We start from the raw sequence: 15,298 nt of genomic DNA on the forward strand, positions 1-15,298 counted from the left end.
GTTCCACTCAAGTCAGCTGGAGGAATCAACCATGGCACGTGCGGTCGGCATCGACCTGGGCACGACTAACTCCGTCGTCAGCGTTCTCGAAGGCGGCGAGCCCACCGTCATCACCAACGCCGAGGGTGCCAGGACCACGCCGTCCGTCGTCGCCTTCGCGAAGAACGGCGAAGTGCTGGTCGGCGAGGTGGCCAAGCGCCAGGCGGTCACCAACGTGGACCGGACCATCCGTTCGGTGAAGCGTCACATGGGCACCGACTGGAAGATGGAGCTGGACGGGAAGCCCTTCAACCCGCAGCAGATCTCCGCCTTCATCCTTCAGAAGCTGAAGCGGGACGCCGAGTCCTACCTGGGCGAGAAGGTGACCGACGCGGTCATCACCGTCCCGGCGTACTTCAACGACTCCGAGCGCCAGGCGACGAAGGAGGCCGGCGAGATCGCGGGCCTGAACGTCCTGCGCATCGTCAACGAGCCCACCGCGGCCGCGCTCGCGTACGGCCTCGACAAGGACGACCAGACGATCCTCGTCTTCGACCTCGGTGGCGGCACCTTCGACGTGTCCCTCCTGGAGATCGGCGACGGCGTCGTCGAGGTGAAGGCCACCAACGGTGACAACCACCTCGGTGGTGACGACTGGGACCAGCGCGTCGTCGACTACCTGGTGCAGCAGTTCAAGTCCGGTCACGGCGTGGACCTCGCCAAGGACAAGATGGCCCTCCAGCGCCTCCGCGAGGCCGCCGAGAAGGCCAAGATCGAGCTGTCCTCCTCCACCGAGACCTCGATCAACCTGCCCTACATCACGGCCTCCGCCGAGGGCCCGCTGCACCTGGACGAGAAGCTCACCCGGGCTCAGTTCCAGCAGCTGACCGCGGACCTCCTGGAGCGCTGCAAGACCCCGTTCTTCAACGTCATGAAGGACGCCGGCGTCTCCATCAACGAGATCGACCACGTCGTCCTCGTCGGTGGCTCCACCCGTATGCCCGCCGTCGCCGAGCTCGTGCGCGAGCTCACCGGAGGCAAGGACGCCAACAAGGGCGTCAACCCGGACGAGGTCGTCGCCATCGGCGCCGCCCTGCAGGCCGGTGTCCTCAAGGGTGAGGTCAAGGACGTCCTGCTCCTCGACGTGACCCCGCTGTCCCTCGGCATCGAGACCAAGGGCGGCATCATGACCAAGCTCATCGAGCGGAACACGACGATCCCGACCAAGCGGTCCGAGATCTTCACCACCGCCGAGGACAACCAGCCCTCCGTGCAGATCCAGGTCTACCAGGGCGAGCGCGAGATCGCGGCGTACAACAAGAAGCTCGGGATGTTCGAGCTGACCGGTCTGCCGCCGGCCCCGCGCGGTGTCCCGCAGATCGAGGTCGCCTTCGACATCGACGCCAACGGCATCATGCACGTGACCGCGAAGGACCTCGGCACGGGCAAGGAGCAGAAGATGACCGTCACCGGTGGCTCCTCGCTGCCGAAGGACGAGGTCAACCGGATGCGCGAAGAGGCTGAGAAGTACGCGGAGGAGGACCACGCCCGCCGCGAGGCCGCCGAGTCCCGCAACCAGGGCGAGCAGCTCGTCTACCAGACGGAGAAGTTCCTCAAGGACAACGAGGACAAGGTCCCCGGCGAGGTCAAGACCGAGGTCGAGGCCGCCGTCGAGGAGCTGAAGACCGCGCTCAAGGGCGAGGACACCGCCGAGATCCGCACCGCCACCGAGAAGGTCGCGGCCGTCTCGCAGAAGGTCGGCCAGGCCATGTACGCCGACGCCCAGGCCGCGCAGGCCGCGGGCGGCGCCGACGCCGGTGCCGAGGCTCCCAAGGCCGACGACGACGTCGTGGACGCCGAGATCGTGGACGACGAGCGCAAGGACGGTGCCGCGTGACGGAGGAGACCCCGGGCTTCGACGAGAAGCCCGACGTCCCCTCCGGCGCCACCCCCGACGACGCCGAGCCGAAGGCCGCCGCCCCCTCTTCGGAGGCGGGGGCGGCCCCGGCCGGGGACGCAACAGCGCAGATCGCCGGCCTGACGGCCCAGCTGGACCAGTCGCGCAAGGCGCTCGAGGAGCGCACCGCGGACCTCCAGCGGCTCCAGGCCGAGTTCCAGAACTACCGCCGCCGCGTGGAGCGGGACCGGATCACAGTCAAGGAGATCGCCGTCGCGAACCTCCTGACCGAGCTTCTGCCCGTGCTCGACGACATCGGCCGCGCGCGGGACCACGGCGAGTTCGTCGGCGGATTCAAGTCCGTCGGTGAGTCGCTGGAGACCGTCGCGGCGAAGATGGGTCTGCAGCAGTTCGGCAAGGAGGGCGAGCCCTTCGACCCGACGATCCACGAGGCCCTGATGCACAGCTACGCGCCCGACGTCACCGAGACGACGTGCGTGGCGATTCTGCAGCCCGGGTATCGCATCGGCGAGCGCACCATCCGCCCCGCGCGGGTGGCCGTGGCCGAGCCGCAGCCGGGCGCGCAGACGGTCAAGGCCGAGGACGGTTCCGAGGCCGGCGACGACAAGGACAACGGCCCTGAGGAGGGCTGAGGTCGAAGAGAACCATCGGGACACCGGAAAGGGGGCGCGTCGAGGATGAGCACCAAGGACTTCATCGAGAAGGACTACTACAAGGTCCTCGGCGTCCCCAAGGACGCCACCGAGGCCGAGATCAAGAAGGCGTACCGGAAGCTCGCCCGCGAGTTCCACCCGGACGCCAACAAGGGCAACACCAAGGCCGAGGAGCGCTTCAAGGAGATCTCCGAGGCGAACGACGTCCTCGGTGACCCCAAGAAGCGCAAGGAGTACGACGAGGCCCGCGCCCTGTTCGGCAACGGCGGCTACCGCCCGGGGCCGGGCGGCGCGGGCGGTTCCTTCAACTTCGACCTGGGCGACCTCTTCGGAGGCGGCGCCCAGGGCGGGGGCCAGGGAGCCGGTGGCTTCGGCGGCGGACTCGGAGACGTCTTCGGGGGTCTGTTCAACCGGGGCAGCTCCGGAACTACGCGCGTCCAGCCCCGGCGCGGGCAGGACATCGACACCGAGGTCACCCTCAGCTTCACCGAGGCGATCGAGGGCGCGACCGTCCCGCTCAGGATGTCCTCGCAGGCCCCCTGCAAGGCCTGCTCGGGCACCGGCGACGCCAACGGCAACCCGCGCGTGTGCCCGACGTGCGTGGGCACCGGCCAGGTGGCGCGGGGCTCCGGGGGAGGCTTCTCCCTCACCGACCCCTGCCCGGACTGCAAGGGCCGCGGCCTGATCGCGGAGAACCCCTGCGAGATCTGCAAGGGCTCCGGACGGGCCAAGTCCTCCCGCACCATGCAGGTCCGCATCCCGGCCGGGGTGTCGGACAGCCAGCGGATCCGGCTGCGCGGCAAGGGCGCACCGGGCGAACGCGGAGGCCCCGCGGGCGACCTGTACGTCACCGTGCACGTCGACGCGCACCCCGTCTTCGGCCGCAAGGGCGACAACCTCACGGTGACGGTCCCGGTGACCTTCTCCGAGGCGGCGCTCGGCGGCGAGGTCAGGGTCCCCACCCTGGGCGGGCCCGCCGTGACGCTGAAACTGCCCCCGGGCACGCCCAACGGCCGCACCATGCGGGCGCGGGGCAAGGGCGCGGTCCGCAAGGACGGCACCCGGGGCGATCTGCTGGTCACCGTCGAGGTGAGTGTCCCGACCGAGCTGTCGGGGAAGGCTCGTGACGCGCTCGAGGCGTATCGCGAGGCGACCGTGGGTGAGGATCCACGGGCGGAGCTGTTCCAGGCCGCGAAGGGAGCATGACGGAGATGGACGGTCGTCGACGCAGTGACGGTTTTCGAGGTCCGTACGAACTGACCGAGGAAACCCCGGTGTACGTCATCTCGGTGGCGGCCCAGCTCTCCGGCCTGCACCCGCAGACCCTGCGCCAGTACGACCGCCTGGGGCTGGTGTCCCCGGACCGCACCGCGGGCCGGGGCCGGCGCTACTCGGCCCGCGACATCGAACTGCTGCGCACCGTCCAGCAGCTGTCGCAGGACGAGGGCATCAACCTCGCCGGGATCAAGCGCATCATCGAGCTGGAGAACCAGGTCGCGGCGCTCCAGTCGAGGGTGGCCGAACTCCAGGCGGCCGTCGAGGGGGCCGCGGCGGCCATGCAGCAGCGCGAGGCGGCGGTGCACGCGTCGTACCGCCGCGACCTGGTCCCGTACCAGGAGGTCCAGCAGACCAGCGCGCTGGTGGTGTGGCGGCCCAAGAAGGCCAAGGACTAGGCACAGCAAGGACTATGCACAGCCACGAGAAGGGGCCCGGAGATCTCTCCGGGCCCCTTCCTCATGCTCTTCATGCTTCCGTCAGCGGCTGGGCGTCAGCGGCCGCTGAAGAACTCCAGGGAGGCGCTCTGCGTGCCCTGGCGGCCGTAGGCGTCCACGGCGTACACCTCGGCGACGCAGGGGCCGTTCCAGGGGGCCGTCCAGGAGAGGGTGCCGGTGGTGGAGAACTGGACGCCGCTGGATCCGCAGGCGCCCGAGATCTCCCACGACCAGCCCTTCAGGACGCGGCCCTCGTCACCCGTGCCGGGGGCGGCCGTGACCTGGACGGGGGCGCGCGCCGGCACTCCGTTCGTGACCAGGGTCAGCTTCGGCGCGGCCGGGCCGGTCGCGGTGGCCGGGGTGAGCCGGTCGACGGTGACCTCGGTGGAGGGCACCGAGTCGGCGCCCTGGGCGTCGACGGCGGCCACGTAGTAGAAGGCCTTGCCCTTCGGGGCGGAGGTGTCCTCGTACGACGTCCCGGACACGGTGCCCAGCAGGCTCCAGGCGCCGTTGACGTAGGTACGGCGGTAGACGCGGTAGCCGGTGGCGTCGGCCGCCGTCCACGTCACTGCGGTGGACGCGTCGGCGGGCGTGCCGGTGACTCCGGTCGGGGCGGGAACCGCCGAGGCGACGGGACGGGTGACGGTCACCGGGGCCGAGACCGGCGAGAGGTTGTTCGCGCCGTCGACGGCCTGGACCCTGTAGGTGTACGGCACTCCCTCTTCCGCGACCTTGTCGAGGAACGACGTGCCGAACACGATCTCGGGCCCGTCCGGGTCGGGATCGCCGTTGCGCGCGGCCCACACCTCGTAGTGCTCGACGTCCGCCGACGAGGACGCCTGCCACGTGACGGAGTTGCCCGCCGTGGTGCCCAGCGCGGTCGTCCCGGTGGCCGCGGCCGGGCCGGTGCGGTCGACTGTGGCCACGGCCTGGTCGGCGGTGCCGCCGGACTCGTTGCCCGCCTTGTCGTAGGCGCGGACCTCGTAGTAGTACGTGTCGCCGGTCACCGGCAGGGCGCTGTCGGTGTACGACGTCGAGGTGGTCGTGGTGAGCGGCGTGCCGCCGAAGGAGGTGCCCTTCAGGCGCCGGTAGACCCGGTAGCCCGCGAGGTCCATCTCCTTGTTCTTCGCCCAGGTGACCTTGGCCTTGCCGGTGGGCCTGTCATACGACACCGAAGTGCCCGTCGGCACCAGCGGCCTGACCTTGTCGACGTCGGCCGAGGTGCGGGGCGCGTAGGTGACCTTGACCTTGGCGGCGCCGGTCCAGTTGGCGTAGTCGATGCGCAGGGTGTGCCTGCCGGACGGGATCGTCACGTTGGCGGTCTTCTTGACCGTGGTGGAGACGTTCTTCCACAGGTCGATCCTGCGGACGCCGTCGACGTACACCCGCATCCCGTCGAGGCCGGTGGCGTTGAGCGCGAAGGGGCCGCCGGAGCCGAAGTCGCGGGTCACGCTCCAGCGGACGCCGAAGTTGTCCTTCGGCAGACCGGAGACGGGGGCGCCGCTCCAGCTCTGGTCGATCGCGTCGTCGCAGTCGGTCTTCTTCGGGGTGCCGGAGAAGGACGTGTTCGCGTAGAACTGCCGCTTGAACACGGGTGAGGCGCACGACACGGCCGCCGAGGCGGGGGCCGCCGTCAGGGTGACGAGGGTGCCGGCGGTGGCGAGGACGACGGCGCTGGCGGTCGTCCGTCTGGCTGACTTCATTCGATCCTCTGGTCGTACACGGAACAGCAGTTGTGGGGCTGCTGTGATCACGACTCGCGAGGTGTGAAGTTGGTTGTACTAGTGTTCGCGCCAAGTCTTCACACCATCGGCGGAGAGTGGCGTTGCGCACTCGTTAAGTGATTCCGCTTGACGTCGATGGGCGGCCCCGCGTTGGCTTTTCAGTCACATGGGCCGCAATGCCGCGCCCGCGTCCGGAAAGCATCAGAAGTGAGCAGCCCCATGCGTCGTATCGCCATAGCCGTGGCCGCGTCCACGATGACCCTCTCGCTGGCCGCCTGTGGGGCGCTCGGCGCCGCGAGCGGGAGTGAGGCGAGTCCGACCAAGGGCAACGACATCACCGTGGGTGTGCTGATGCCGGAGAAGACGAACACCCGCTACGAGGAGTTCGACTACCCGATCATCAAGAGGAAGGTCGCCGAGCTCACGAACAAGCAGGGCAAGACCGTCTACGCCAACGGCGAGGCGGACGCCAAGAAGCAGGCCGCGCAGATGCAGCAGATGATCGACGAGAAGGTCGACGTCATCCTGCTGGACGCGGTGGACTCGCACGCCATCGCGGGCATGGTGCAGAAGGCCAAGGACGCCGGCATCCCGGTCGTCGCCTACGACCGGCTCGCCGAGGGACCGATCGACGGGTACGTCTCCTTCGACAACGAGCTCGTCGGCGAGGTGCAGGGCCGCTCCCTCATCGAGGCGATCGGCTCCGACATCGACACCTCCGACAAGATCGTCATGATCAACGGCTCGCCGTCCGACCCGAACGCCGGGCAGTTCAAGGCGGGCGCGATGTCGGAGCTCAACGGCAAGGTGACGATCGCCGAGACCTACGACGTCGACGGCTGGAAGCCGGAGATCGCCCAGAAGAACATGTCCGAGGCGATCACCGCGATCGGCAAGGGCAACATCAAGGCCGTGTACTCCGCCAACGACGCCATGGCCGGCGCCGCCATCAAGGCGATGGAGAACGCGGGCATGACCAAGATCCCGCCGATCACCGGCCAGGACGCGGAGCTGACCGCGGTGCAGCGGATCGTCTCGGGCGAGCAGTACATGAGCGTCTACAAGCCCTACCCGGACGAGGCCGAGGCCGCCGCCGAGATGGCCGTGACGAAGATCCAGGGCAAGGGCATCCAGTTCGACGCGCTCGCCTCGGACCGGGTCGACAGCCCGACCAACAAGGACATCCCGGCCCAGCTCGTCCAGGTCGTCGCCCTGACGCGGGACAACATCAAGAGCACGGTCGTCAAGGACGGCATCTACACCGTCAAGGACATCTGCACCTCGGAGTACGCGAGCGCCTGCGCGGCCGCGGGCCTGAAGTAGCCGTCAGAAGGGGGCCACAGGGGACGCGCCCCTGTGGCCCCCTCCGGCCGTTCAGGCCACCCGCGTGAACTCCACCGTCACCTCCGGCGGCCCGCCCGGGACACCCCGGTAGATCCCCTTGTGCGGGGTCACGTCGTCGTAGTCACGGCCCCGGCCCACCACCACGTGGGACTCGTCGGCCCGGACCCGGTTGGTGGGGTCGTAGCCGCACCACTCGCCCGCCCAGTACTCGACCCAGGCGTGGCTCTGGCCGGCGACCGGCCGGTGCAGCTCCGCCTCCCGCTCCGGATGCAGATAGCCGGAGACGTACCGCGTCGGCAGCCCGAGGCCCCGCAGCAGGGCGAGGGTGGCATGGGCGATGTCCTGGCAGACACCGGCGCCCTGCTCCCAGGCCTCGGCGGCGGAGGTGTTCACACCCGTGGTGCCGGGCAGGTAGGAGACCCGGTCGGCGACGAGCGCGGACACGGCGACCGCCGTCGCGTGGACGTCGAGGCCCGCCGAGGCCTCCCGCGCCCGCTCGACCAGCTCGGCCGGGACGGTCGTGCGGACGGTCGGGTCGAGGAACTCCAGCAGCCGTGAGTTCGCCTTCTGTTCGGCCAGCTCGGCCCAGGTGGGCGGCTCGGGGAGCGGGCCCGCCGGGTGGGTCTCGACCAGGCTGGAGGCCGTGATGGTGAGATGGCCGTGCGGGTCCATCAGGTCGAAGCCGGTGACCTGGGTGCCCCAGTAGTCCCAGTACGACCAGGTGGGCGTCGTCGGGCTGACGGTGACCCGGGCGTCCAGGGTGGTCTGCGCGGGCAGGGTCAGCGGGGTCATGCGGACCTCGTTGTGGGAGGAGGCCGCGGGCTGGGCGTAAGCCACCCGTGTGACGTGCTTGATGCGGAGCCGGCTGGTCATCTCAGGCTCCTTCCTGGGCCCACTCGACGGGCCCCTGGTACGGGAAGAACCGCTCCGCCACCGCCTCCGCGGAGGCCATGCAGGCGGTCTGCAAGTCCCTCAGCAGCAGCGGGAGCTGTTCTTCCAGGGCGTGCAGGTCGAGGTATTCGAGGCGGGTGCGCATCCGGCCGATCGGGCGGCGCGCGGGGTCCTGGCGGGGGCGGCCGAGCGCGGTCAGGCACTCCTCCGCCGTCGTCAGGGCGTGCAGTGCCGAGCGCGGGAAGTCCCGGTCCAGGAGGAGGAATTCGGCCACGCGCGGGGTGTCGCCGAAGCCGCCGTACACGCGCGCGTACGCCTCGTCGGCGCCCGACGCGCTCAGCAGCGTCGGCCAGTCGGGCGCGTGGGCCGCGTCCAGGACCCGGACCGACAGCAGCCGCACGGTCATGTCCACCCGCTCCAGACTCCGGCCCAGCACCACGAAGCGCCAGCTGTCGTCGCGGCTCATGGTGGAGTCGGCGAGCCCGAAGAAGAGGGCCGCGCGCCGCCGTACGAGTTCCAGATAGGCGTAGGGGCCGGTACGGCGGGCCGCGAGGCGCTGGTCGGCCAGGGCGTGCCAGGTGGAGTTCAGGCACTCCCACATCTCCGAGGAGACGGCCTCACGGGCGCTGCGGGCGTTGAGCCGGGCCGCGCCGAGCGCGCCCTCGATGGAGCAGGTCGAGCGGGCGTCGAAGGCGAGCTGGTCCAGGACCTGCTGCATGTCGACGCGGGTGCCGCCCGCGTCGACGCCGAGGATCGCGTACAGCGACCGGCAGGCCACGTCCTCGTCGCGCCACGGGTCCTCCAGCATCCGGTGGAGGTAGGCGTCGAGGATCCGGCCGGTGTTGTCCGCCCGCTCGACGTAGCGGCCGGTCCAGGTCAGTGCCTCGGCTATCCGGGAGAGGATCACGTCGTTCACTGCTGCTGCGCCCCTTCCTGTACGACGGTGGGGGTGCCGTCGGGACCGTGCTGACGTGGGGCGATGTCCAGGTGCGCACTGCTGTCCGCGGGCGTGGGCGGCTCCGCGGGGCCCTCGGCGAGCACCCAGGTGTCCTTGGAGCCGCCGCCCTGGCTGGAGTTGACGATCAGGTTGCCCTCCTGGAGGGCGACCCGGGTCAGGCCACCGGGCAGGACCCAGATGTCGTTGCCGTCGTTGACGGCGAAGGGACGCAGGTCTATGTGGCGGGGCGCCATGCGTTCGCCCGCGAGGGTGGGGGAGGTGGACAGGGCGACGGGGCGCTGCGCGATGAAGCCCCGGGGGTCCCGCCGGACGGCCTCGCGGGTTCTCTCCAGGGTCTCGCGGTCGGCCTTGGGGCCGATGACGATGCCCTGCCCGCCGGCCCCGTCGACCGGCTTCACGACCAGCTGGTCGATCTGGTCGAGGACGGCTTCCAACTGCCCCGGCTCCTCCGGGCGGAACGACTCCACATTGGGAAGAATCGGTTCTTCGGAAAGGTAGTAGCGGATCAGGTCAGGGACGTACGTGTAGAGCAGCTTGTCGTCCGCGATCCCGTTGCCGACCGCGTTGGCGAGGGTGACGTGGCCCGCCATGGCCGCGCCGAGGATGCCCGGGCAGCCGATCACCGAGTCGGGGCGGAACTGGAGCGGATCGAGGAAGTCGTCGTCCAGACGCCGGTATACGACATGCACGGGCACCTCTCCGCGTGTCGTGCGCATCCACACCCGGTTGCCCCGGCACACCAGGTCGTGCCCCTCGACCAGCTGCACGCCCATCAGCCGGGCGAGCAGGGCGTGTTCGAAGTAGGCGGCGTTGCTGGAGCCGGGGGTGAGGACCACGACCCGGGGGTCCTGGACGCCGTCGGGGGCGGCGGCGCGCAGGGCGGCAAGCAGCTTCTGCGTGTAACCGTCGACGGGGAGGACGTGCTGCTCGGCGAAGAGCGAGGGGAAGACGCGGGTCATGGCGCGCCGGTTCTCGATGACGTACGACACCCCGCTGGGCACCCGGACGTTGTCCTCCAGGACCCGGAAGTCGCCCTGTTCGTCCCGTACGAGGTCGATGCCGGCGACATGGATGCGCACATTGTTGACGGGCTCCAGTCCGTGCGCGGCCCGGTGGAAGTGCGGGGAGTTCAGCAGCAGCCGCCAGGGCACCACGCCGTCCTCGAAGGCACGGGCGGGTCCGTAGGCGTCGGCGAGGTAGGCCTCCAGGGCTCTGACTCTCTGGCTCACCCCGCGTTGTACGAGATCCCATTCGAGGGCGTCGAGGATCCTGGGTACGAGGTCCAGCGGCCAGGGCCGCTCCTCGCCCGCGAAGGCGTAGGTCACGCCCCGGTCGGTGAAGGCCCGGGCCATCTGGTCGGCGCGGAACCTGAGTTCACTCGGCTCGATCGGCTGAAGCGCCGCCAGCACCGGCTCATAGGCGGTCCTGACCTCGCCCGGCCGTTCGAACATCTCGTCCCACGCGTCGGCCAACGCGTATGCGTCAAATATGTCCGCCATGCGCTGACGTTAAGTGCGGCACGTAACGGGGTGATCACTGCGTGGTTTCCGGGAGTTGACACACGGAGCCGGATGTTCCGCGGCTTCACGATGCACCCGTGAGGGTGGCCGTGGCGCCATCAGCTTGTTGCAGACGGGCGGCCGGAGGCCCGTAAGTAACGGGGTATACCGGCCGTTTTCACCGCCCCCGGCCCGAGGAGCCGTGTTGCGGAGCCGGTCCGGGCCGCGCATAGTTGCGGAGCCGAGGGGGCTTCGAGGCTCCGCTGGGGAACAGGACAAGAGGGCGGTAGACGCTGGAACCGGGGGTGGGATGGGCAATGGCCGGGCTCGGGGCGGACAACCATCCACACGGTGCTGACCGGCTGTGCGAGGCCGGGGACCGGGTGTACTCCCGGGCCGTACGGCGCGGCCGCGTGCCGCGCGCCGACGCCGAACCGGTGCCCTGTCTGCTCGAACTGGCCCTGCTGCACCCGGACCCCGACGACATGGACTGGCTGGTGCCGACGGCACCGCAGGAGGTCATGACCCGGCTGCTGCGCGGGGTCCACGACGAGGTCAGCGCGAGCCAGCGGCGGGTGGGCGCGGCGGTCGCGGCCGTGGAGCGGTACGCGGGCCTGGGGCCCAGCGTCGTCCCGGGCGCCGGCGAGGGGACCGCGATCCGGGTTCTCGACGGTCTGTCCCGGATCCAGGCCGCGATGGACGAGGCGACCGAGGCGTGCACGACGGAGGTCCTCACCGTCCAGCCCGGTGGCATCCGCCCCGAGCACGAGCTGACGGAGGGTCTGCACCGGGCGCTGGCCCTGCGCGGCCGGGGCGTGCGGATGCGGGACCTGTACACCCATGTGGCCCGGCACGGCCAAGGGCTCCTGAACTACCTGGAGTTGATGGGCGGCTCGGTCCAGGCGCGGACACTGGACGAGGTCATCGACCGGCTCATCCTCTTCGACCGCACGGTGGCCTTCGTCCCCGCGAACGCCGACCGCACCCTCGCCCTGGAACTGCGGCACCCGGCGCTGGTGGAGTACCTGGTGACGGTCTTCGAGCGGCTGTGGCGGCTGGCGATCCCCCTCACCGCCCCGCTGCCCGACACCGGCATCGAGGGCATCTCCCACCGTGAGCAGTCCATCGCCGCCCTGCTGGCCGAGGGCCACCAGGACGCCGTGATCGCGGAACGGCTGGGGATCAGCGTGCGCACCTGCCGGGCCCATATCGCGCGCCTTTCGGAGACGCTCGGGGCGGCCAGTCGTACGCAACTGGGCGTGCGGATAGCGCAGGTGGGCCTGGACGGCCCGAACGCCGTCTCCTCGATCACGCTCCCCGGTCAAGAATCCCGGACCGTCCGATGAGGTAGCCGAGCTGGGCGCGGCTCTCGCTGCCCAGTGTCGCCGCGAGTTTGGCGATGTGGTCGCGGGCGGTGCGGATGTTCATGCCGAGCCGGTCGGCGATGACGGCGTCGGTGTGGCCCTCCACGAGCAGTCCGGCGATGGCCCGCCCGCGGGGGGTGATGCCGTTGAGGCTCGGCCGGTGCACGGTCTGCGGATACATGGGCGTGGCCTGCCACCACAGCCGGTAGAAGGTGGCGGCCAGGAACTCCACCAGCGCCGGGTGCCGCACCTCCAGCGCGATCGTCCCGTCCCCGCCCGCGGGGATGAACGCGACGTCCCGGTCGGCGACGATGAGCCGGTCGGTGACCTCGTCCAGGGAGCGGGCCTCGGCGTCGCCGCGGAGCTGCTCGTACCGGGCGAGGACGAGCGGCATGTTGCGCTGGGTGTGCTGGTACAGGGTGCGGATGCGCGCGCCGCGGTCGAGCAGTGCCTGGTCCCGGTCCATCGCCACGACCTGGGCGGCGGCGCCCCGGCTGTCGTTGTAGTGCACGTTGGGCTGCACGCACAGCAGTTCGCGGGAGGTGCGGGTCATGGCCTCGGTGATGGCCTCGTTGATGGGGCCGGTGCCGCTGACGACCCTGATCGCCGGGTCCTCCGCGCCCGCCGTGCCGCGCCCGTCCATCCGTCCACCGGTCCGCAGCAGCGGCGCGAACGCCTCGGCGAGCCGCTCCTCCCGCCGCCGCTCGTGCGCGGTGCGCTCCGTGGTGGCGCGGAGCATGCGGTGCAGGACCAGGGCGGGCGGCACGGGTTCCAGCCGGGCCGGGTCCCGGGCGTCGGGCCGCAGCAGTCCGGTGCCGACGAGGCAGGGGACGGCCGCGGCCTCCTCGCTGCCGAGCCCGCCCTCGCGCAGGGCCCGCCCGTAGAGCTCGATGCCCTGCGGGCACGGGTCCTCGCGGCCGTGCTCCTGGTGCGCCGCCCCGGTCACTCGCCCGTGTCCTGCTGGTCGAGGATGCCGGACTGCCCGATGAGATAGCCGAGTTGGGCCCGGCTCTCGCTGCCCAGTGTCGCCGCGAGCTTGGCGATGTGGACGCGGGCGGTGCGGATGTTCATGCCGAGCCGGTCGGCGATGACGGCGTCGGTGTGGCCCTCGACGAGGAGGGCGGCGATGGCCCGCTGGCGGGGGGTGATGCCGTTGAGGGTCGGTTGCTGGACGGCCCGGGGATACATCGGGGTGGCCAGGCGCCACAGGCGGTCGAAGGCGGTCGCGAGGAACTCCACGATGGCGGGGTGGCGGATCTCCAGGGCCAGGGTGCGGTCCTTGTTGGCGGGGATGAACGCGACCTCGCGCTCCACCACGATCAGCCGCTGGGTGACCTCGTCGAGCGTGCGGGCCTCGACGTCGCCGTGCAGTCGTTCGTAGCGGGCCAGGATGCTGGGGGCGTGCCGGAGCGTGTGCTGGTAGAGGACGCGGATACGGCCGCCGCGGTCGAGCAGGGCCTGGTCGCGGTCCAGGGCCTCGGCGTGGATCTCGGCGGGGGAGTGGGTGTGACTGGTGTGGGGCTGGATGGTGAGCACCTCGCCCGAGGCGTCCGCCACCGTGCGGTGGATGGCCTGTCCGATGCGGTCGAGACCGCTGAGGACGCTGATCATCGGAGCCCCCGCGGTGTGCGGTCCGTCGATCGCCACCAGCGACTCGAACATTGCCGTCAGCCGCTCCTCACGGCGCCGCTCGTCCGCGATGCGGTCCTCGATCCCGCGCAGCAGGCGGTGCAGGGCGAAGGCCGGGGTGACGGGGCGCAGCCACCGCAGATCCCCGAGGTCCGGCTGCAGCAGACCGAGGTCGACCAGACAGGGTGCCTCGTCCGCCTCCGCGGCCCGTACCCCTCCCTCGCGCAGCGCGCGGGTGTACAGGGCCAGACCCGACTCGCACAGTTCCTCCGCTCCGTGCGTGTGCGCCGCGGTCACGGGTGGTCGTCTCCCCCGGATATCGGCTGGTCGGGCTTCAGGATGCCCGACTGCGCGATGAGGAAGCCGAGCTGGGCGCGGCTGCCGCTGCCGAGGGCCGTGGCGAGCTTGGCGATGTGGGCCCGGCAGGTGCGTACGTTCATGCCCAGGCGGCGGGCTATCGCCTCGTCGACGTGGCCCTCCACGAGGAGCTTGGCGATGGAGTGCTGGATGTCGGTGATGCCGTCGGGGGCCGTCTCGTACGGAGCGCCGGCGCTCAGCGGTACCGCGCGACTCCACATGAACTCGAACACCTTGATGAGATAGCCGACCAGGCCCGGGTGGCGCAGTTCCAGGGCGACCTGGCGGTCGTCGCGGACGGGGAGGAAGGCGACGGACTCGTCGCAGATGATCAGCCGCTCCACCAGCTCGTCGATGGTCCGGTACTCCACCTTGCCGTCGGCGAACCGCTCCATGTAGGCGATCCGGGCGGGGCTGTAGCGGGCCGTGTGCTGGTACAGGGTCCGGATGCGGACCCCCCGTTCGGTGAGGGTCCGGTCGCGCTCCAGTCCCTCGATGACCCTGCGCTCGGGGTGGTTGGCGCTGGGCTGGATCGTGAGCATCTCCTTCTGGCACTGCTCCGTGGCCAGGTCGAGAGCCGCGTTGATCCGGTCCAGGCCCTCCAGCACCGTGATGGCGTGGGTGGGTGCCGCCCCCTGTGCGCTGAGCGTCATGAAGGGTTCGAACACCTCGGCCAGCTCGATCGAGGTCCGGCGGCGTTCGGAGATCTCGCGTTCGATCGGGTTGAGGCGCTGGGCCAGTGCGACGGAAGGGGGAACCGGACGCAGCCAGTTCGCGTCGTCGGGATCGGGGTGCAGGAGGGCGTATTCCATCAGGCAGGGCGCGGGTTCCACGTCCGCGCGGGTGATGCGGCCCGTGCGCAGGGCGCTGGCGTACAGGCGCTCCCCCTCTGCACACAGTTCAGTGATCGCATGGGGATGTGTCGCGTTGGTCCGATTTGTTGTCAAATCTCCACCCCCCAGGGTCCTGAACATGCAGGAACATGATGCACTGATTGTGTGGCCATGAAGTGCCTGAATGAGCCATCGTCTTATCCGACGGGGGAAGAGGGGACCTTCAAGTGAGGACGAAGCCGACTATGAGGAAGAGAATGCTTCGCTCGGTGCTTGTCGCCGCCTTCTCCGCCGTTGTGGCCTTCGGAACACTGAGTGGCCTCTCTGCTGCGAAGGGTGATGCGCAAGCCGGCGATGCCGGGACAGTGGCGGTGGCGTCGACTGCGCCTGCCGACGAGAGTGCTCAGCTCTTCCCTGCCGACAGCATCTGGTCTTGA

14 protein-coding genes are annotated in these 15,298 nt (G+C 70.3%); 7 read left to right on the forward strand and 7 right to left on the reverse strand.

The genetic code is table 11. The features are described 5' to 3' along the window. Positions 1-31: 31 nt before the first annotated feature. The 4 genes from dnaK to IOD14_RS01590 are packed head-to-tail and all read left to right on the forward strand — an operon-like array spanning position 32 to position 4,223. Positions 32-1,876, forward strand: a complete 1,845-nt coding sequence (dnaK, locus tag IOD14_RS01575; RefSeq protein ID WP_123990631.1) for a molecular chaperone DnaK — start codon at positions 32-34, stop codon at positions 1,874-1,876. Further along, the gene (gene grpE / locus IOD14_RS01580) at positions 1,873-2,529 is read left to right on the forward strand and encodes a nucleotide exchange factor GrpE (RefSeq protein WP_123990632.1); all 657 of its coding nucleotides are present in this window, start codon (positions 1,873-1,875) and stop codon (positions 2,527-2,529) included. The genes dnaK and grpE overlap by 4 nt, the downstream gene beginning before the upstream one ends. A gap of 45 nt (positions 2,530-2,574) precedes the next feature. Then, positions 2,575-3,756: a molecular chaperone DnaJ gene (gene dnaJ, locus IOD14_RS01585; RefSeq protein WP_123990633.1), complete on the forward strand. Its 1,182-nt coding sequence runs from the start codon at positions 2,575-2,577 to the stop codon at positions 3,754-3,756. Between the two features lie 5 nt (positions 3,757-3,761). Continuing rightward, complete coding sequence (locus IOD14_RS01590; RefSeq protein WP_123992776.1) at positions 3,762-4,223, forward strand: helix-turn-helix domain-containing protein; 462 nt, start codon at positions 3,762-3,764, stop codon at positions 4,221-4,223. A 95-nt stretch (positions 4,224-4,318) separates the two neighbouring features. Here the strand turns inward: IOD14_RS01590 and IOD14_RS44115 are convergent, their stop codons facing one another. Beyond that, on the reverse strand, positions 4,319-5,965 hold the full coding sequence (locus IOD14_RS44115; protein ID WP_249125800.1) for a PA14 domain-containing protein: 1,647 nt from the start codon (positions 5,963-5,965) through the stop codon (positions 4,319-4,321). Between the two features lie 240 nt (positions 5,966-6,205). Between IOD14_RS44115 and IOD14_RS01600 the strand changes: the two genes are divergently transcribed. After that, positions 6,206-7,309 carry a substrate-binding domain-containing protein gene (locus IOD14_RS01600; protein ID WP_123990634.1) on the forward strand — a complete coding sequence of 368 codons (1,104 nt, stop codon included), beginning with the start codon at positions 6,206-6,208 and terminating at the stop codon, positions 7,307-7,309. Between the two features lie 51 nt (positions 7,310-7,360). On the opposite strand, the gene IOD14_RS01605 is transcribed toward IOD14_RS01600, so the two are convergent. The 3 genes from IOD14_RS01605 to IOD14_RS01615 are packed head-to-tail and all read right to left on the reverse strand — an operon-like array spanning position 7,361 to position 10,678. Further along, positions 7,361-8,203 (reverse strand): transglutaminase family protein, encoded by an 843-nt coding sequence (locus IOD14_RS01605; RefSeq protein ID WP_123990635.1) that lies wholly within the window; start codon positions 8,201-8,203, stop codon positions 7,361-7,363. A gap of 1 nt (position 8,204) precedes the next feature. Next, positions 8,205-9,137 (reverse strand): alpha-E domain-containing protein, encoded by a 933-nt coding sequence (locus IOD14_RS01610; protein WP_123990636.1) that lies wholly within the window; start codon positions 9,135-9,137, stop codon positions 8,205-8,207. Beyond that, positions 9,134-10,678, reverse strand: coding sequence for a circularly permuted type 2 ATP-grasp protein (locus IOD14_RS01615; protein WP_212669487.1), 1,545 nt, complete (start codon positions 10,676-10,678; stop codon positions 9,134-9,136). The genes IOD14_RS01610 and IOD14_RS01615 overlap by 4 nt, the downstream gene beginning before the upstream one ends. Before the next feature lie 317 nt (positions 10,679-10,995). On the opposite strand from IOD14_RS01615, the gene IOD14_RS01620 reads away from it, so the two are divergent. Further along, entirely contained in the window at positions 10,996-12,024 is a 1,029-nt protein-coding gene (locus IOD14_RS01620) for a LuxR C-terminal-related transcriptional regulator (protein ID WP_212669488.1), read from the forward strand. Here the strand turns inward: IOD14_RS01620 and IOD14_RS01625 are convergent. From IOD14_RS01625 to IOD14_RS01635, 3 genes are read right to left on the reverse strand one after another with little or no spacing between them, the layout of a single operon-like run. Then, complete coding sequence (locus IOD14_RS01625; RefSeq protein ID WP_123990639.1) at positions 11,987-12,988, reverse strand: LuxR family transcriptional regulator; 1,002 nt, start codon at positions 12,986-12,988, stop codon at positions 11,987-11,989. The genes IOD14_RS01620 and IOD14_RS01625 overlap by 38 nt on opposite strands. Further along, a complete protein-coding gene (locus tag IOD14_RS01630; RefSeq protein WP_212669489.1) occupies positions 12,985-13,968 on the reverse strand; it encodes a helix-turn-helix transcriptional regulator in 984 nt (327 codons plus the stop codon). Before IOD14_RS01630 ends, IOD14_RS01625 begins: the two co-directional genes overlap by 4 nt. Next, positions 13,965-15,002 carry a helix-turn-helix transcriptional regulator gene (locus IOD14_RS01635; protein WP_249125801.1) on the reverse strand — a complete coding sequence of 346 codons (1,038 nt, stop codon included), beginning with the start codon at positions 15,000-15,002 and terminating at the stop codon, positions 13,965-13,967. Before IOD14_RS01635 ends, IOD14_RS01630 begins: the two co-directional genes overlap by 4 nt. Positions 15,003-15,118: 116 nt before the next feature. Between IOD14_RS01635 and IOD14_RS44120 the strand changes: the two genes are divergently transcribed. After that, complete coding sequence (locus IOD14_RS44120; protein WP_123992777.1) at positions 15,119-15,298, forward strand: hypothetical protein; 180 nt, start codon at positions 15,119-15,121, stop codon at positions 15,296-15,298.

Origin of the sequence: Streptomyces sp. A2-16 (assembly GCF_018128905.1) — a bacterium.
Taxonomy (GTDB): Bacteria; Actinomycetota; Actinomycetes; order Streptomycetales; family Streptomycetaceae; genus Streptomyces.